The sequence below is a fragment of the Acinetobacter sp. CIP 102129 genome (assembly GCF_000368305.1).
Taxonomy (GTDB): Bacteria; Pseudomonadota; Gammaproteobacteria; order Pseudomonadales; family Moraxellaceae; genus Acinetobacter; species Acinetobacter parvus.
In genome coordinates this window covers 45,751-64,537 of record NZ_KB849333.1, presented here as the reverse complement: position 1 = coordinate 64,537, position 18,787 = coordinate 45,751, and the positions used below count along the sequence as shown (strand labels likewise).

General features: G+C 43.2%; 12 protein-coding genes. 6 read left to right on the top strand and 6 right to left on the bottom strand.

Going from position 1 to position 18,787, the window contains the following annotated elements:
• Positions 1-14: 14 nt before the first annotated feature.
• Entirely contained in the window at positions 15-1,028 is a 1,014-nt protein-coding gene (locus F973_RS00765) for an alpha/beta fold hydrolase (RefSeq protein ID WP_004758758.1), read from the bottom strand.
• A gap of 237 nt (positions 1,029-1,265) precedes the next feature.
• Here F973_RS00765 and F973_RS00760 point away from each other — a divergent pair, with 237 nt between their 5' ends.
• Positions 1,266-1,880: a carbonic anhydrase gene (locus F973_RS00760; protein WP_004674784.1), complete on the top strand. Its 615-nt coding sequence runs from the start codon at positions 1,266-1,268 to the stop codon at positions 1,878-1,880.
• 64 nt (positions 1,881-1,944) lie between these two features.
• On the opposite strand, the gene F973_RS00755 is transcribed toward F973_RS00760, so the two are convergent.
• Positions 1,945-2,526: an arylesterase gene (locus tag F973_RS00755; RefSeq protein WP_416201887.1), complete on the bottom strand. Its 582-nt coding sequence runs from the start codon at positions 2,524-2,526 to the stop codon at positions 1,945-1,947.
• An 84-nt stretch (positions 2,527-2,610) separates the two neighbouring features.
• On the opposite strand from F973_RS00755, the gene F973_RS00750 reads away from it, so the two are divergent.
• A complete protein-coding gene (locus F973_RS00750) occupies positions 2,611-3,315 on the top strand; it encodes an ABC transporter ATP-binding protein (protein WP_004755877.1) in 705 nt (234 codons plus the stop codon).
• Complete coding sequence (locus tag F973_RS00745) at positions 3,312-5,795, top strand: ABC transporter permease (RefSeq protein ID WP_004758756.1); 2,484 nt, start codon at positions 3,312-3,314, stop codon at positions 5,793-5,795. Before F973_RS00750 ends, F973_RS00745 begins: the two co-directional genes overlap by 4 nt.
• 39 nt (positions 5,796-5,834) lie before the next feature.
• Here the strand turns inward: F973_RS00745 and F973_RS00740 are convergent, their stop codons facing one another.
• Both F973_RS00740 and F973_RS00735 read right to left on the bottom strand, forming a co-directional pair.
• Positions 5,835-6,155, bottom strand: coding sequence for a helix-turn-helix domain-containing protein (locus tag F973_RS00740; protein ID WP_004674780.1), 321 nt, complete (start codon positions 6,153-6,155; stop codon positions 5,835-5,837).
• Positions 6,156-6,178: 23 nt separating this feature from the next.
• The gene (locus F973_RS00735; RefSeq protein WP_034432047.1) at positions 6,179-7,003 is read right to left on the bottom strand and encodes a rhomboid family intramembrane serine protease; all 825 of its coding nucleotides are present in this window, start codon (positions 7,001-7,003) and stop codon (positions 6,179-6,181) included.
• A 124-nt stretch (positions 7,004-7,127) separates the two neighbouring features.
• On the opposite strand from F973_RS00735, the gene mtgA reads away from it, so the two are divergent.
• Both mtgA and ppk1 read left to right on the top strand, forming a co-directional pair.
• A complete protein-coding gene (mtgA, locus tag F973_RS00730; protein ID WP_004681409.1) occupies positions 7,128-7,802 on the top strand; it encodes a monofunctional biosynthetic peptidoglycan transglycosylase in 675 nt (224 codons plus the stop codon).
• Positions 7,803-7,926: 124 nt separating this feature from the next.
• Positions 7,927-10,005, top strand: a complete 2,079-nt coding sequence (gene ppk1, locus F973_RS00725; protein ID WP_004758752.1) for a polyphosphate kinase 1 — start codon at positions 7,927-7,929, stop codon at positions 10,003-10,005.
• Between the two features lie 51 nt (positions 10,006-10,056).
• Here the strand turns inward: ppk1 and F973_RS00720 are convergent, their stop codons facing one another.
• Together F973_RS00720 and F973_RS00715 are read right to left on the bottom strand one after the other, a co-directional pair.
• Positions 10,057-11,802, bottom strand: coding sequence for a sensor histidine kinase (locus F973_RS00720; protein WP_004758750.1), 1,746 nt, complete (start codon positions 11,800-11,802; stop codon positions 10,057-10,059).
• 104 nt (positions 11,803-11,906) lie between these two features.
• Complete coding sequence (locus F973_RS00715; protein ID WP_004758749.1) at positions 11,907-12,626, bottom strand: response regulator transcription factor; 720 nt, start codon at positions 12,624-12,626, stop codon at positions 11,907-11,909.
• A 231-nt stretch (positions 12,627-12,857) separates the two neighbouring features.
• Between F973_RS00715 and F973_RS00710 the strand changes: the two genes are divergently transcribed.
• Positions 12,858-18,787: ESPR-type extended signal peptide-containing protein (locus F973_RS00710; RefSeq protein ID WP_004758747.1), on the top strand; the 5,930-nt coding region annotated here is incomplete at its 3' end.

The window sequence follows — 18,787 nt, the reverse complement described above, 5'->3', positions numbered from 1 at the left end:
TTATAACTTTAGGTTTACGGAGTTGGCGCAGTTACAGGTTTTTGTGACTGAATCTTGTTCAGAAATGGTAAATATTGCTGAACCACCAATTGGTCTGCTTCCAGAATAGGCATATGGCCCACATTATCCAGAATGACAGGTGTCTGGGCATTCTTTAGCAGTGATTTTAACTCAGGTGCAACCTCAACATTGATAATTTTATCCTGCTTGCCCCATAAAATCAGTGTTGGTGCATCAATGGATCTTGCCAGCAACGCAAATGAATCTGGCGTATATAACTTATTGAGTACAATTAACTGATCTACCATTTTCTGGGTTTGCTCGGCCTGACCAATCATCATTTTTTCCTGTGCCTGAGCAATTTCCTTTGGAATGAATGGAGGGGTAAACATGACCTGCTGCATTAAAAAGTTAAAATCGCCTTTTTTGCTGACAATCATGTTTTTAATGTGGTTTGGATCCTTTAAATAAGGTGTGGTGGCGGCCTTATATACGCCCGCAGCATCAATTAAAAACAGGCTTTTGGTCTCAAATGGATATTGCCCTGCATAGAGCATGGCAATTGAACCACCAAGTGAGTGACCTGCAATATGTGCTGGGCTGGTTAGGTTGGCTGCCTCAACAAAACGGCGTAACTTTTCAGTGACGTTTGGAACGGAGTAGTCAAAATCTTTCGGAACTTGTGTTTCACCGCTGGCTGGCAAGTCTGGGATGATCACATGGTAGTTGGCGGTTAAGGCCCGTGCCACACGGTTCCAGTTGTCGCGGCTGCCCGCCAGGCCATGAATTAAAATCACGATCGGTTTTCCAGCCTGACCACCCTCACTATATGACCAGGTGATATCACCGACTTTTAATGTTTTGCTCTGTAAACCTGCCCATGCACGTTCCTGTTGCAGCACATTCTGGAAGCTCATTTCTATTTCGGCTGCCTGTGTTGAGCTGATTGCGATGGTCGCCAAGCTGCATGAAATTAAAGCTGCGGTCAAGGTCTTGCGAAAGGCGATGGAAAAAAGACGGTTCATCATGATTTGTTCTATCCTTGATCTATTTTTAAACCCATTGATTATTGGGGAAGATGTGAGGGGAGTCATTTGCATAATCTACAGATATATGAAAATTCTTGCCAATGAAATCATTCGTTTTTCGCTATTTTCCTGATTAAAAGACAGGCTGGTATTTAGATGGATTCTATTTTTGTCAGTGACTTTCAAACAGGCGCACATTAAACTGTTGGCTCATGTCAATCATAGATGGATGCACGCATGCTCACTGCCAAAGAAGCCCTGGAACGTTTAAAAGTTGGTAATGCTCGTTTTGTGAAAGGTGAGGCCACCTCACAGAATCACCTGTCTCACCAGGAACGTGCTGCATTGGCAGGAAGTCAAAACCCATTTGCAATTGTTTTAGGGTGTTCAGACTCTCGTGTACCCGCGGAAATGGTGTTTGATCAAGGTCTGGGTGACTTGTTCGTGATTCGTGTTGCAGGCAATATCGTTGCGCCTTCACAGGTCGGCAGTGTTGAGTTCGCCGCTGAGCGATATGACTGTGCCGTGGTGGTGGTGCTGGGGCATAGCCATTGTGGTGCGATTCAGGCCACCATTGATACCCTGATGCATCCAGAGCAACCGCCATCGTCAAATCTGATGTCGATTGTGAATCGGGTTCGTCCATCGGTTGAGATTTTGATGCAAACCGAACTCAAAGGTGATTTGAAAAAGCTGTCTGCCCATGCGGTTCGCTCCAATGTATTTGCATCGGTCAATCAGTTGCGTCATGGTTCTGCTGTGCTAGAACAGTTGATTGAGAAAGGCAAGTTGATTGTGGTCGGTGCTGAATACTCATTGGAAACAGGCGAAGTAACATTTTTTGATTTTTGATTTTTGATTTTTGATTTGGGTAGGGGCGGAATTGAATTCGCCCTGAATTAACTGAAATTATTTACTATAAAGCCCCTTTAATATACGGATACGCCAGATTCAACATGATCGGCTGTGCTCTGTCATTCGGGTGAATCTGGTCATTCTGAATCAAAGTTTTATTGCCTGCCACACCCTCCAGAAAGAATGGCAGAAGCTTCACTTTATACTGCTGGCTTACAATTTTATAATTATTCTCAAAAGCTTTGCTGTACGCAGTTCCATAATTTGGTGGTATTTTCATACCAAACAGTAAAACGGTGGCTTTCTGCTTTTGACTCAGTTGTACCAATTGGGCTAAGTTTTTCTGAATCATCTGGGGTGGTTGTCCACGCAAGCCATCATTGCCGCCCAGTTCAATCACCACCACTTCAGGATTATAGGTTTGTAACAATTTTGGCAGTCGTGCCAATGCGCCACTAGTGGTTTCGCCACTGACACTTGCATTGACCACCCTGTGCTGTTTCGGATACTGTTGGTCTAAACGTTGTTGTAACAGGTTCACCCAGCCTTGTTTGGCCTCTATGCCATAACCTGCACTCAGGCTATCACCCACAATTAAAATGGTCTTGGCTGAAAGCAGTGTTGGAATCACACAGAGGGTCATGATTGCAACTGTTTTAGAAACTGAACTGATAACTTTAGAGTTTTGCATCGCATTTAAAATTTGTCCTAAAGGATACGTGACATCATGCCACAACCAATTATTTCTGCCCGAAAAGTTACACAAAATATTCAGATTCACCAGCAAAGCTTAACCATTTTAAAAGACATTGATTTGGACATTTACCAGGGTGAACAGATCGCAATTACGGGACGTTCTGGTTCAGGGAAATCGACTTTACTGGGTATTTTGGCGACGCTGGATCGGCCAAGTTCAGGCGAATTGGAAGTCTGTGGGCAAGCGGTTCATACCTTAACCGAAGAACAACGTGCGCAAGTACGACTGGAAAATATTGGCTTTGTATTTCAGGCATTTCAGCTTTTACCGCAACTGAGTGCACTGGAAAATGTGATGTTGCCGTTACGTCTGCAACCTGATTTTAACTTTAGGAAAGCTGAACAAAAAGCATTGGCATGGTTGGAACGAGTTGGGCTGGTTCGTCAGGCACAGCAAACCCCAAAAGTCTTGTCAGGCGGTGAGCAGCAACGTGTGGCGATTGCCCGTGCGCTGATTGCCGAACCGAAGATCATTTTTGCCGATGAACCAACAGGCAATCTGGATGGGCAAACTGCCGAGGAAATTGAGCAGCTATTATTTGATCTAAATAGAGAATTAGGCACAACTTTGGTGTTGGTCACGCATGACCAGAATCTGGCGGCTTTGTGCCAGCGCCATGTCAAACTTGTCGATGGTCAGATTCAGGAAATCGTCAAGGCTGGGGAGAGAACATGAATTCGATTCTCAAGCCATTGTTGCTGCAAAGTTTTCGTACAGGTGGACTGTATTTACTGATTATTGCACTGTCTTTGGCGATTAGTGCCACTACCGCATTAAAATTTAGTAATAGTCAGGTCCAGAATGCGGTGGCATTGCAGGCTGCGGAAATGCTGGGTGCTGATCTGGTGATGACGGATAATGATCCCATTCAAGCTCAATGGCGACAACAAGCGCAAAAGTTGAATTTAAAACAGGCACCTGTGACAGTATTTGGTTCAATGGCACATACCCAAGACCAGTTTGTCATGGTCAACGTCAAGGCGGTTGATGAGCATTTTCCTTTAAGGGGCAAGCTAGAAATTCAGCCTAAAGCGCAATCTATTCAGCAGGGACAGGTTTGGTTGAGTCCTCGTGTGATGGATTTATTACATACCAAACTAGGTGATCAGGTTGCGATTGCCGATGGACAGTTTACCGTGACAGGTGTGATTGAACATGACTCCAATCAGGAGCTAGGATTTTCAGGTTTTTCACCGACAGTGATGATTCATCAGTCAGATATTGCTAAAACCAATGCGGTTCAGGTCGGCAGCCGTATTGAATATCGTCTGCTGATGGCAGGTTCGCCCGAGCAAGTGAAAGCCTTTAAAAAAATCTTTAAGCAGCAAAAAAATCAGTTACATTCTGAGCAGCAGCAAGATCAGCAGTTGGAGGATAATGAGCAAAGTTCACTTAAACTTCGTGATGCCAATCAATCCAATACGCGCTTGATGAAACCGATTGAGAATCTGGATACATTCCTGCAACTTGCCAATTTATTGACCATTTTGCTGTGTGGGATTGCCATCGCATTGACCAGCCAACGTTATGTACAACAGAATCAGGATCATATTGCCTTGATGCGTTGTCTGGGGGCAAGCAAGTGGCAGATTCTACTTGCCTATATTGCCTTGCTTGGCATTGTTAGTGCTCTCTCCATTGCACTTGGCAGCTTGATTGGCATTGGTTTGGGCTATGCTTTATTGCAATTGATGTTGCAACTGATTCCACAATTGCAACTCAGCTTTGCCGTGACTGATTTATTGCTGGCGTTGCCTGTGGCAATTTTTACCAGTGTGATGGTGCTGATTGGTTTTATCCTGCCGAGTATCTGGGAATTGCTGAATACACCACCTATTCGGGTGATCCGCCAGCAGGAGCGTTCGCGTAAATCTTACTTTGCCATGTTTACAGTGGGCGTGATGAGTTTGATCATTTTTAGCTTGGTGTTAAGTGATAATCTACAACTCAGCCTATTGCTCTTGGCTGCAATTTTAATCCTGTGTGCCGTGCTTTATACCCTGATTTGGCTGCTACTCAAAGCCATTAAACAACTGAAACATCCAATTTCGGCTTATGTACGGATTCCACATCAGACTGCCTTGCAAGTCACTGCGCTGGCTTTAGGCTTAAGTTTAATTACGGTACTCAGTGTGCTGAGAACCGATTTATTACAGCGTTGGCAACAACAATTGCCTGAGGGTACACCGAATCAGTTTGTGTATGGTTTGCCGCCTTTTGATATGCCGCAGTTCAAGCAGCAACTTGAGCAGAATCACTGGCAATCTACACCGTTGTATCCTAATATTCGGGGACGTTTAATTGCAAAAAATGGGCAGGCCTTTGCGCCTGAGCTGGTCAGGCAAAATAATTCCTTGCGCCGTGAACTGAATCTGACACAGGCCACAGAATATCCGAAAGATAATGTGATTACCGAGGGTAATCCGAAATTTAGCCAAGTGGGGCAGGTGTCAGTAGAAGCTAAACTGGCCAATGAATTGGGCATTAAAATCGGTGATCGTCTTGATTTCAGTTTGCCAGAGGGCACGTTGCAGGCAACCGTGATCAATCTGCGTTCAGTGGAGTGGGAAAGTTTTAGCCCAAACTTTTTCTTTATCTTTTCACCGCAAAGCATGGATGAAAATGCAGGCAGTTATCTGGGCAGTTTTTATGTACCACCAGCAGATCAGCCAAAAATGGTGCAACTGATTCAGCAATTTTCTAATACCGTATTTATTGATGTCGGACGGATTCTGGATGAAGTCAAGCGTCTGGTGGATGTATTGGTGCAGATTATTACCGTATTGGCGTTGTTGGTAGGGCTGTCTGGTGTGTTGGTGTTGATTGCCTGCCTGAATGTGCTGATGGATGAACGCCGTAAGGAAGTGGCATTATTGCGCTCTTTTGGGAGCGGTAAAAACAGGCTGAAACAGATGTTGAGTCTGGAAATTGGTTTTATTGGCTTGCTGTCGGGCTTGGTGGCCTGTTTATTTGCCGAGGTGATCAGTGCGATTGCCAGCTATAAAATGCAAATGGCGATTCAGTGGCATCCTGCGATTTGGCTGATTTTACCGTTAAGCATGATGCTGATTTGTATGTTGATTGGTCGTTATCGCCTTAGTTATTTATGTGATATTCCACCATTGCAGAGTTTAAGGGAAATGAATCAGTCTTGATGAAAGAAAGGCTTTAAAATGAGGGATTCCAAGAATCCCTTAATTTGTGATGCTAATAGTAATTGAGTGTCCTGTTTTAGAAACCATTGTGACTAACGCATCTAATGTAAATTTCGATATTTTTGCATTGATTGCATCAGATAAGCGAGGACGACTAACACCTAATATTTCAGCAGCTTCTTCTTGCTTGAAATGATTTTCTTGTACCCAATCAGCAACGACTCTGGTTAAAGCTAATTTTGCATTGGCTAAAGCATCTGCTTCTTTTTTTAAATTTCCAGCATCTTCTAAGCCTAAATCTGCAAAAATATTGTCTGTTGGTTGAGTGATATGACGAATTTGTGTATCAATCTTGCTCATATTGTTTCTCCAATATTGAGGTGTTAGCTAAGTTGATTCTGCCTTAAAATCTCATTCCATAATGGATCAAGCCCTGTACTTAATTCTGTGCAATAGAAATAAAAAGCAGCGAGTAATACAGTACCTATAATTAAAGCACCGATCTGAATCAAAGCAGGTTTTTGTATTTTTTCTCCCAGATACCATGCACCTGCCAATAAAGCACCCATAATCATGCCACCAATATGTGCCGCATTATTGATGCCTGCCACGGTGAAACCAAACACAATGTTAATTGCCATTACCATCAATAATGATTTCTTGTCCAGCCAAAAACGTTGCTGAGGCAAAGGTGGAAACAATGAAATAACAGTGAGTGCTGCGCCCAATCCCATCACTGCACCAGACGCACCTGCGCTGATATGGGGGATGAGGGACGATTGTAGTCCCGCAAGGCGATCAAAATGTTGTAATAATTCATAGCCATCACGAATAGACAGATAGCTGGAAAGTAAACTGCCCATCAAACCAGCCAGTACATACATTCCGATATAATACAACCGACCAAACAACTGTTCTGCCACATTGCCAAAAATATAGAGTGCCCACATATTCAGCATCAGGTGAATCAAGCCAAAATGAAAAAACATGCTGGTAAATAAACGTTCAGGCTGTCCCATAAAAGTGAGTGGGGTAAAATCTGCGCCCCAGGCAATTGCATCCATAGGGGAAGGGTCGGTAATATTCACACCTGAAACAATTTGCCAGCCAAATAATCCGACATTGACTGTGATCAGTAGCGCAGTAAACCACCATGTTTGTATCTGTAACTTTTGATTATTGATCTGTGGTGGTGTCATTTCAGTCATAGGTTTAAGCAAGTGATTGATGTAAAAATAGCTTAGCATGAATATGTTCTACAAAATATCAACGGTTTTTACGTGGTTTGTTGATATTTTGCAGAACAGATGCCCCAAGGAGTGATGCACTTTAATGAAAGCCTTTTTAGCGCGCGCGCTCATGTTGATTATTGGTCTGGTATTGCTCATCCAGCTCTGGATTTTTAGCAGTCTGGTGTGGTGGCGTACTCATCCTGTTGAAACCACCATGTTTATGCGTTGGGATTATCTGACCGACTTTAAGCCGATCAAGCAGCAATGGCGTGATTATGATGATATTAGCGATAATTTTAAGCATGCGATTCTAGCGGCTGAGGATGCCAGGTTTATCCATCATCATGGCTTTGACATTGAAGGGATTCAGGATGCTTTGGAACGAAACAATGAAAAGGGCAAAATTGTAGCGGGTGGTTCCACCATTTCGCAGCAACTGTCAAAAAATCTGTTCCTCTATAATAAGCGTTCGTTTATTCGAAAAGGACAGGAAGTGGTCGCGACCTGGATGATGGAGCGAATGTGGTCAAAACGTCGTATTCTTGAAGTGTATATGAACGCAGTGGAATTCGGCCAGAATCTCTATGGGGTTGAGGCGGCAGCACAGTTTTATTATGGTAAAAGTTCAAAAAGCCTGACCCGTGAACAGGCTGCTTTTCTCGCTGCACTATTGCCCAATCCAAAATATTATCAGGATCATAGGGATGACCGAAAACTTCAGTACCGTAAAAGAAGCATCCTGAAATATATGAATGCAACCCAGATTCCAGAGTAAGCCCATCTTAAAGTGTGATGAAGTGAAAAAAGCCCAATATTTTTGGGTTTTTTTACCAAATTGAAATAATTTTGCAGCATACTTAAACCATGTCTTGATCAATGATAAATCAACAAGGTTTGGTATGAATACGGCAGTGGCTACAACGACCCCAATAGAATACAGCTATAATGACCGCTATATTAATCGTGAACTTTCGATTCTCGATTTCCATCTGCGCGTTTTGGAACAGGCAGTCGATCCACTTCATCCATTATTGGAGCGGATGAACTTCCTGCTGATTTTTTCACGCAACCTTGATGAGTTCTTTGAAATCCGTGTTGCAGGAATGATGGAACAACTGACGCTGGGCAATGAAAGCCGTAGTCCAGATGGTTTAACACCGAAACAGGTGCTTGATCAGATTTCTAAAACTGCACATGCTGCCATTGAACGTCAATACCGTATCCTGAATGAAGAAATTCTACCGAAGCTGCGTGAGGAAGATATCTGTTTCCTGCGCCGTGGTGAACTGACACCTGCACAATCGGCATGGATTAAAAAGTATTTTCAGGAACAGGTCGCACCTGTTTTAACACCAATCAGCCTTGATCCTGCACATCCATTTCCACGTTTGGTGAATAAAAGTCTGAACTTTATCGTGACACTAGAGGGTAAGGATGCCTTTGGCCGTCAGATTGACTTGGCGGTTGTGCCTGCACCACGTTCTTTACCGCGTGTGGTGCGTTTACCTGATGAATTGACAGGTGGTAAAGAGCATCATGTGATGTTGTCCGCAATCATCCATGAGCATGTGTCTGATCTGTTCCCAGGTATGACCGCAACAGGCTGTTATCAGTTCCGCGTCACCCGTAATGCAGACTTGGCCTTGAATGAAGATGTAGAGGATTTGGCAAAGGCATTGAAAGGTGAATTAAGTTCACGCCGTTTTGGTCGTGCGGTACGTCTGGAAGTGACACATAACTGCCCGAAACATATTTATGAATATTTGCTGGATGAATTTGATCTGAACGAAGAACAGCTCTATCGAGTTGATGGTCCTGTCAATCTGGCACGTTTACTCTCCAATTTTAAACGTCCGCACTTGCGTTATGACTCACATACCCCTGTGATTCCCAAAGTCTTTAAGAAGACTGAAAGTATTTTCTCTGCCATGCAGAAACAGGACATCTTGCTACATCATCCGTTTGAATCCTTTGCACCTGTGATTCAACTGTTACGTGAAGCTGCGCGTGATCCACAAGTGTTGGCAATTAAACAAACGCTGTATCGTAGTGGTGCGGATTCGGAAATTGTACAGGTTTTGGCAGAAGCAGCGCGCAACGGTAAAGAAGTCACGGCTGTGATTGAGTTACGTGCTCGTTTTGATGAAGAATCCAATATTGAAGTTGCAAATGTGCTGCAAGAGGCGGGTGCTGTGGTTGTTTATGGGATCGTTGGTTATAAAACCCATGCCAAAATGATCCTTGTTGTACGCCGTGAAAACAATAAACTGGTGCGTTACGTGCACTTGGGAACGGGTAACTACCATGCCACCAATGCCCGTATCTATACCGATTATGGCTTGATGACCACAGATAAAGATATCTGCGAAGATGTACACCGTATCTTTCAGGAACTCACGGGAATGGGCAAAATGGCGAAGCCGAAAAAGCTTCTGCATGCACCCTTTACCTTGCATGCACAATTGATCAATTATATTGATGAAGAAATTGCCAATGCTAAGGCAGGTAAGCCAGCGCAAATTATTGTCAAGGTCAATGCCCTAACCGAAGTACAACTGATCAATAAACTGTATGAAGCCTCTCAGGCTGGTGTGCAGATTGACCTGATTATTCGCTCAATCTGTTGTCTACGTCCAGGCTTGCCAAATTTGTCTGAAAATATCCGTGTCCGTTCGATTGTTGGCCGTTTTCTTGAACATACCCGTGTTTATTACTTTAGCAACAATGGCAATCCACGTATTTATTGCTCCAGTGCAGACTGGATGGATCGCAACCTGTTTAATCGTGTTGAGGCATGTTTCCCAATTGAAGACCCAGCATCGAAAAAACGTATTTATCAACTTGGTTTACTTAATTATCTCAAGGATAATCAACAGGCATGGTTGTTACAGAGCGATGGTGTGTGGGAACGAACCAAACCTGCCGCTGGTGAAGAACCCCATAATGCACAGCAGACTTTGCTAGATGCAATTAAATAATGGATCGTGTTATTCCAGTATACCATTTTGGTGTGCTGGAACATTCTGCAATTAAACAGGCAAGCAGGCCTTTAAACAGGTTCTTCCAGCCTCGGATTGAACCGTAAGATGTCCACCCAGCCGTTCCAGACGTGTTTGCATACTTCTTAGTCCAACACTCATTCCTGCATTCTGAACCGCTTCTACATCAAAGCCAATACCATTATCTTCAATGTCCAGTACCAGTTGCCCCTTGGAGAAAAACAGGGCGCACTTTACCGATGTTGCCTGACTATGTTTCAGAATATTGGTCAGGGCTTCTTCTGCGACCCGAAGCAATGTTAAACACACCAGCGGGGTTGGCTGTTTTTGCCATGATTCTGGAAAAGACCATTTTGTTGTGATATTCAGCTCATCAAACAGTTGGGTGAAACGATAGCGTAAAGGTGCTCCCCATAAAATGGGTGTGTCAGGCACTTTGGCACCTGTACTTGAACCACTGTCAATCACCTGCCGTAAGTCGTCCCTTAATATTTTGAGCATGGATAAAAACTGCTGATTGCTTAGATTGGTCTGGCTTTGGTCTACTGTAACCATTGAACGGACGAGGGAACCCCCCAAACCGTCATGTAAATCATGGGCAAGTTGTAAACGTTCCTGTAGTTTTGCGTTGTCCAGTTCAAGTTGATGCTGGGTATTGAGAGAAAGTGTTAGTTCATTTTTGGCTTCAAGAATGTTTTGTTTGAGGGTCCGGTTAAAGTTTTCAATTGCTCTTAAATTTTTGGCTAAACGTAACGCTAAAATAATTGCAATTAATAAGCTTGTTAAGGGTGCTGTATAAGACATCCATAAAAAGCTATTATTGGATTGCATGATCTGGAATGTATCATGAATACAGACAATGATAAAAAACAAAAATACTGCTGCCAGTAAATAGGCTTCCAATAATTTGGAACGATAGGCAATCCATTGATAACTGATAAAATTTATTAATAGAACCAATAGACCAAGGGAAAAAGTACCCGAGATAAAATTGTATAGCGCGGTATCAGGTAACAGTATGGCCATGCCAATCGCAATGAATAGCATCAACAATAAAATTTTTTCTAAACGTGGAAATTTGCGTTGTGCCAAGCGCCATGCGTAAAAACAGGAAAATAAGCTATAAGCAAAAAAACACACGATACTGATACGAGCGATTTGTAATGTGGTTAAACCAAAAGGTGCTTCAAGCATAATGGTATTAAACATCACCATGCTCCACATGAGCGCTGCCAAGGTAAACCAGCCAAAAATCTGATCTTTACGATGAAAAATCCATACCAGGAAAGCAATTACACCTAAAGTGAGTGACGTGATTAAATTTAAAAACACCAACACACGTTGTTGATTCCAAAACATCTGAAATTTTGGTCTGACCTGATCAGCATTGCCCACTAGGACCTGACCCAGACCCGAATTTTGACTCTTTACACCTACTACACGTACCCAAAGAATATTTTCGCCCTGTTTTAGGCTGGATACGGGTAAATTCCAGTAGCGTGGCATATTCCAGCTACGGGAAAGCGGTTCAACCAAAGACTGATCTTGCCATAACAAGTCATTATTAATAAAAACCTGACCAGTCATATTGATATAGCTGATCACAATGGTGATTGGGGTTTTTGTTGTGGTTGGACACTGATAATCCCACACGATTTTATACCATGTACTGCCCGTATAGTAGAATTTACGCTTATCCCATTGATCGGGCAATTTTACATTTTGCCAGCCTGTTTCAGGACGTTGAGTACCGTCTTGTCCAATGGCTTTTGCCATTTGGATCGACTGAATGTTTGCGGTGCAATTGACTTGCTCAGATGCGGAAGATTTTGCAAAGGAAGTTTGCGCCAGAATAACGAGCCAGCATAAGCATAGATATTTTATAAAATACCCAGTGAACGTGCGGTATTGATGGCTTTTGATCTGCTGCTGACCGAAAGTTTTCGGTAAATATGTTTGATATGGCATTCGATTGTATATTTTGATAAATGAAGAAAATCAGCGATTTCTCGGTTCGACATTCCCTGAGCAACCAGTTGCAGGATTTCAAATTCCCGAGTTGAGAGTAAATTATTTTGTTCTGCCACCGCCACATCTTTTACTTTTTGTTCAAATGTAATTTTTGACAAAATTTGTTGGGCAATAAATGGGTCAATGGGTGCTCCACCACGTAATATACTACGAATTGATAACATGATTTCGAAATCATCCCGTTCTTTTAAAAGATAACCCGTTGCACCCGCCTGTATCGCTTTTAAAATGGTTTCCTGCGTACTCCATGCCGAGATGACCAAAATAGGTGAGACCTCATCGGTCTGTCTTAAATTTTCTATAAAATCAATACCATTGCCATCGGGTAAGCCCAGGTCAACCAGTGAAAAGGAAATCGGGTACTCTTGAAGCATGTCTATTGCCTGAGATAGGGTCTGGGCAAAAATAAGCGCGTCTTCTGCATAGCCAATTTCTAACAGTATTCTTTTTAAACGTTGTTGCATGATTGCATCGTCTTCCAGAATAAAGACAGGTACAGGCAAGATCAGCTCAGTTTGAGATACGTGAATCATAATAAGACTTAAAAAGTGATTCCCAGTTTCTAGCATAGGCACAATACAGGGTTTTGGCTATCACTGTAATTTGGTATTTTAGGTTTTATTTTGACAAAATTTGTCATTTTGAGCGTATTTATTTCCCATAAAATTTTAGTGATTACCTATATAATCTTTGTTTAAAAATAATCACCATTCGTCAAAATACCAGTTTTCAGTGATATACAACTTCGTATGTAATGCTTTGTAATTGTACCTAATAGTCAAAAAAAATCTGGTACAGATATGAATCACATCTTTAAAAAAATCTGGAATAAATCACTGGGGCGTATGATTGTTGTTTCGGAGAATGCCAAAAGTGCAGGCAAGACCGATAACACCACAGGGACAACAGAAAATAGCCTAAGCAATGCTCATGATGATGAACAAGGAAAAAATTTCGTTTTTTCCTTTAAGCCATTGGTGCTCAAGAGTTTGGTGTTGAGTATTGCAGCGATTACTGGAGTGAATGTTTGGGCAGATGATAACTACGCTCATATTTCAACCGACACGGCTTTAGGTTCAGCGAAAGGTTATGCACATGCAACTATGAAAGAAGCAGGAACAAATAAAATTACCAAAGTGGGTGGCATTACGGTAACCACCACAGGAACAGGTACCAGTCTTGATGATATTGATTCATTTACAGCCAATAGTATCAAAATAACCGACCCAGCCGAAGTTGCAGCGTTTATCAATGCAGCGAAAAAAGGCGGAAATATTGCGATTGGCGATTATAGCAGTGCGATGGGTACAGCAAATATTGCATTGGGTAGTGGCAGCAGTGCGATGGGTTTTGAGAATAGCGCATCAGGTTTTAGTAGCAGTGCAGTCGGTTTTAGAAATGAAGCATCGGGTCAAAATAGCAATGCGGTTGGTGTAAACAATATAGCCTCAGGTAATTCTAGTAGTGCATTGGGCACTTATAATATTGCATTGGGTGGTGCTAGCAGTGCAGTGGGTTATGGTAATGCTGCATCGGGTGCTATGAGCAGTGCATTGGGTTATTTGAATAATGCATCGGGTGTTCATAGCACTGCGGTGGGTTCAGAGAATGTAGCAAGTGCCATTAAGAGTAGTGCATTAGGACACAGAAATCAGGCAACAGGGTTTGGAAGTATAGCAGTCGGGAATGGTTTTAGTCTGCCGGGTCAGGCTTCTATAAATGGTAACACGATTACTTATGGTACTGGTAGTAGTGTGACGACGATTGTGACCTCTTCAAGTGTTTCAGCTAATTCGGATTTATCCAATGTAACTGCAAATGACATTGTTTCTATTAATGGTAATACTACGCTCACTTTGGCACAAAAACAGGTCTTTTTGGATTATGTTCAAGGGTGGAGTAAATCTAATATTTCTTCAGGTATCGCCAGTAGTGCGGTTGGGGTCATCAATAATGCAACAGGTGTAGGTAGTAGTGCCGTTGGTTTTAACAATACAGCAAGCGCAACGAATAGCAGTGTCTTTGGTAGTTATAGCAAAGCCACGCATACAGGCGCAACGGCTTTAGGTAACGACTCTGAAACTGACCGAGACAACAGTATTTCGGTTGGTAAAGCAGGTGCAGAAAAACAAATTACCAATGTTAAGGCAGGTACAGCCGATACTGATGCAATCAATAAAAAACAACTAGACAGCGAAGTTTTAACCTTAAATACAAGGATTGATAATTTACCTACAGGCGGAAGTACGCCAATCGCCAGCGACAATTATGCTCATACTTCAACCGCCACGGCTTTAGGTTCAGCGAGAGGTACTGCACATATCAGTACTAACAATGGTACAACCTTGACCAGTGTGGCAGGGACCACCGTAACTTCAACCAGTCTGAATATGGATGATATTGATTCATTTACAGTGGGTGGGGTAACGACCACCAAAGCAGACCAACCAGCTAAAGTAGCAGCGTTTATCAATGCAGCCAAAAAAGGTGGAAATATTGCCGTTGGACAGAAGAGTAGTGCCGTAGGGGTAATGAATGCTGCATCGGGTGAAGCAAGCAGTGCAGTCGGTTATGAAAATACCGCATCGAGTCTTGGTAGTAGTGCAGTCGGTTATTTCAATGAAGCATCGGGTTTTGCTAGCAGTGCAGTCGGTGTTAGCAATACTGCATCGGGTCGATATAGCAGTGCAGTCGGTTATTTCAATACCACATCGGGTCAAAATAGCAGTGCAGTCGGTAATCTAAATACCGCATCCGCAACTTCAAGTAATGCCATAGGTTCGCATAACCAAGCCACAGGTACGCTTTCAAATGCTATCGGTTCAGGGATAAACAACGCTTTGATTGTCCCAGGTGTAGGCGGTGTCATTACCTCAATTGATGACATTCCGATTACCACCACAGCAACATCGGTTGCAGCTTTAAGGACCAACAATATTACAGCCATTGATGGCAATACCAATCCAACTTTTGACGAAAAGCGGGCATTTATTGATGCGGTACAAAAAGGTCAAAATAGAGCTTCAGGTGTGGCTGCCAGCGCAGTCGGTGTAAGTAATAATGCCAGTGGTGCAGGCAGTAATGCGGTAGGTTTGGGCAATACCGCATCGGGTATTACTAGCAGTGCATTGGGTTATAATAATACTGCATTGGGTTATCTTAGCAGTGCAGTGGGTTATAATAATACTGCATCAGGTTCTGTTAGCAGTGCATTGGGTCATGTGAATAATGCATCGGGTGTTTATAGCACTGCGGTGGGTTCTAATAATCTTGCATTGGGTTATGTTAGCAGTGCATTTGGTTATAGGAATACTGCATCGGGTGCTATGAGCAGTGCATTGGGTTATACTAATGCTGCATCGGGTGATCATAGCACTGCGGTGGGTTCAAGGAATGTAGCAAGTGCCATTGCGAGTAGTGCATTAGGACACGGAAATCAGGCAACAGGGTTTGGAAGTATAGCAGTCGGGAATGGCTTTGGTGCGCCGAGTGAGGCTTCTATAAATGGTAACACGATTACTTATGGTACTGGTAGTAGTGTGACGACGATTGTGACCTCTTCAAGTGTTTCAGCTAATTCGGATTTATCCAATGTAACTGCAAATGACATTGTTTCTATTAATGGTAATACTACGCTCACTTTGGCACAAAAACAGGTCTTTTTGGATTATGTTCAAGGGTGGAGTAAATCTAATATTTCTTCAGGTATCGCCAGTAGTGCGGTTGGGGTCATCAATAATGCAACAGGTGTAGGCAGTAGTGCCGTTGGTTTTAACAATACAGCAAGCGCAACGAATAGCAGTGTCTTTGGTAGTTATAGCAAAGCCACGCATACAGGCGCAACGGCTTTAGGTAACGACTCTGAAACTGACCGAGACAACAGTATTTCGGTTGGTAAAGCAGGTGCAGAAAAACAAATTACCAATGTTAAGGCAGGTACAGCCGATACTGATGCAATCAATAAAAAACAACTAGACAGCGAAGTTTTAACCTTAAATACAAGGATTGATAATTTACCTACAGGCGGAAGTACGCCAATCGCCAGCGATAATTATGCTCATACTTCAACCGATACCGCTTTAGGTTCAGCGAGAGGTTATGCACATGCAACTACGAAAGAAGCAGGAACAAATAAAATTACCAAAGTGGGGGGTATTGCGGTAACCACCACTGGCGCAGGTACCAGTCTGGATGATATTGACTCTTTTACCGTCAATAGTCTGACCACCACCAAAGCCGCTGATCCGGTTAAATTTGCAACCTTTATTAATGCCATCAAAAAAGGTGGCAACCTGGCGATGGATGGTCAAGCCAGTGCCCTGGGTACCGGCAATATTGCCTCAGGGTTATATAGTAATGCGGTCGGTAATAGCAATACTGCATCGAGTGGTTATAGTACTGCGGTAGGCTATAGCAATACGGCATCGAGTGGTTCTAGTACTGCGCTAGGTAATAGCAATAGCGCATCGGGTACCTATAATACTGCTGTTGGCTATAGTAATACGACATCGAATGGAGACCTCAATAACGCTTTGGGTGCCTATAATAAAAACAATGGCGGTACAAAAAATACTGCCGTTGGTATTGGCAACATAATTGATAGTACAGGTTGGGGCACCAATGCGTTGGGTTATAGCAATAGCGTAGGCAATTCCTTTGGTTCAGCCATCGGCACAAAAAATACCGTCACTGTGGTTGGAGGTAATGCCATAGGTCTAAATAATATAGTAACAGGCGGATATGCCAACGCCATAGGTACCGGTAATACCGTGATTGGGCAAAATGCTGCTGCCTTCGGCTCCGGTTTGGCCGCCTATACAGGTATTTTGGGCCAACAGGTTGTTTTAACGCCCGTCAGCTACACACCATCGTTTAGCAGTGTGGGTGGTGTCACCACTTTGGATGGCGTGGTGATTAAAACCAGAGCAGCAGATTGGGCAGCACTCTCTGCAAACCCCGGCTTATTGACCGAAGTCAATGGACAGAGCGTCACAGCAGCACAGGCAACCGATATTATCAATAACTTCAAACAGGGCGGTAACCTGGCGTTGTCTGGTCAAAGCAGCGTATTCGGCATTAACAGTAAAGCCGTTGCCGCAGGGGCTACCGCTATTGGTTTAAATTCAGTGGCTGATGAAGCCAATACAATTTCGGTTGGTCGTGCAGGTGCAGAAAAACGGATTACCAATGTGGCAACACCAGTAAATGCGACGGATGCAGCCAATAAAGGTTATGTGGATACTAAATTTGCGAGTGTAACAGGCGGAACTGTCGCCAGCGACAACTACGCTCGTTCTACAACCGACACGGCTTTAGGTTCAGCGAAAGGTTATGCACATGCAACTACGAAAGAAGCAGGAACAAATAAAATTACCGCAGTGGGTGGTATTGTGGTAAGCACTAACCCAGCGACAGCAGGCGCAAGTCTGGATGATATTGACTCATTTACAGTCGGTGGTGTAAATGAAACCGACCCTGTTAAAGTCGCTGCCTTTAAAAATGCAGCGAAGAAAGGCGGAAATATAGCGGTTGGTTCTTATAGTAGTGCAGTAGGTACAGCAAATATTGCATCGGGTTTGTATAGCAGTGCGGTGGGTTATAGTAATACTGTAGTATCGAATTTTGGTAATGGAAATAATGCCTTTGGTTCTTATAATAAAAACTATGGTGATATTTATAATACTGCAATGGGTGTTGGCAATATTGTTAATAATGGGAGTTGGGGAACAAATGCCATAGGTTATAGTAATACAGTGAGCGGCTTAGGCGGTTCAGCACTGGGTACGGCAAATACTGTAAAAACCACAGGGTCAAATGCGGTAGGGTTTAATAATTTGGTTTCAGGAGGTATTTATAGCAATGCACTTGGAACAGGTAATACTGCTATGGGACTAAATACCACAGCAGTAGGTTCAGGATTGGCAAGCTATGGCGGTTTCTATAGCCCAGATCGACTTCTTTTAACACCAAACTATACACTAACTATGACCACTGTAGGTGGCGTAACAACCTTGGACGGTGTTGTGATTGAAACCACAGCAGCAGATTGGTCAACTTTAAAAGGCGATCCATCCTTACTGACCAAAGTGAATGGTCAAGCCGTAACTGCTGCACAGGCGACTGATATTGTGAAGAGCTTTGGACAGGGCGGAAACCTTGCATTGGCTGACCATAGTAGCGTGTTCGGGATTAACAGTAAAGCGGTGGCAACAGGAGCAACCGCCATTGGTCTAAACTCAGTGGCTGATGAAGCCAATACAATTTCGGTTGGTCGTGCAGGTGCAACAAAACGGATTACCAATGTGGCAACACCAGTAAATGCGACTGATGCCACCAATAAAGCTTATGTGGATACTGCATTAAGTAATTTTACAGCTAATGCCGATACAGTTCTATACGACACCGCCTCGAACCAAGCGACATTAACGCTGGCAGGTGCAAGCGGTACAAAAATCACCAATTTACAGGATGCAACATTAGATGCAACTTCTAAAGATGCAGTCACAGGTAAACAGTTAAATGCGACGAATACGGCTTTAACGGATGGTTTAGCATTAAAAGCCGACCAGACTGCATTAACGACAGGTTTGTCTAGTACATTGGCAGATGCCAAAACCTATGCTGATACAGGATTGGCAACGAAAGCAGATCAAACCGCGCTAACCACAGGTTTGTCTAATACATTGGCAGATGCTAAAACCTATGCAGACACGGGCTTAGCTTTAAAAGC

Bases quoted from the DNA above. Each gene is read 5' to 3' on its own strand.
- F973_RS00750 (WP_004755877.1), top strand. From the start codon at position 2,611: ATGCCACAACCAATTATTTCTGCCCGAAAAGTTACACAAAATATTCAG.
- F973_RS00740 (WP_004674780.1), bottom strand. From the start codon at position 6,155: ATGAGCAAGATTGATACACAAATTCGTCATATCACTCAACCAACAGAC.
- F973_RS00720 (WP_004758750.1), bottom strand. From the start codon at position 11,802: ATGGCAAAAGCCATTGGACAAGACGGTACTCAACGTCCTGAAACAGGC.
- F973_RS00765 (WP_004758758.1), bottom strand. From the start codon at position 1,028: ATGATGAACCGTCTTTTTTCCATCGCCTTTCGCAAGACCTTGACCGCA.
- ppk1 (WP_004758752.1), top strand. From the start codon at position 7,927: ATGAATACGGCAGTGGCTACAACGACCCCAATAGAATACAGCTATAAT.
- F973_RS00755 (WP_416201887.1), bottom strand. From the start codon at position 2,526: ATGACCCTCTGTGTGATTCCAACACTGCTTTCAGCCAAGACCATTTTA.
- mtgA (WP_004681409.1), top strand. From the start codon at position 7,128: ATGAAAGCCTTTTTAGCGCGCGCGCTCATGTTGATTATTGGTCTGGTA.
- F973_RS00715 (WP_004758749.1), bottom strand. From the start codon at position 12,626: ATGCTAGAAACTGGGAATCACTTTTTAAGTCTTATTATGATTCACGTA.
- F973_RS00735 (WP_034432047.1), bottom strand. From the start codon at position 7,003: ATGACTGAAATGACACCACCACAGATCAATAATCAAAAGTTACAGATA.
- F973_RS00760 (WP_004674784.1), top strand. From the start codon at position 1,266: ATGCTCACTGCCAAAGAAGCCCTGGAACGTTTAAAAGTTGGTAATGCT.
- F973_RS00745 (WP_004758756.1), top strand. From the start codon at position 3,312: ATGAATTCGATTCTCAAGCCATTGTTGCTGCAAAGTTTTCGTACAGGT.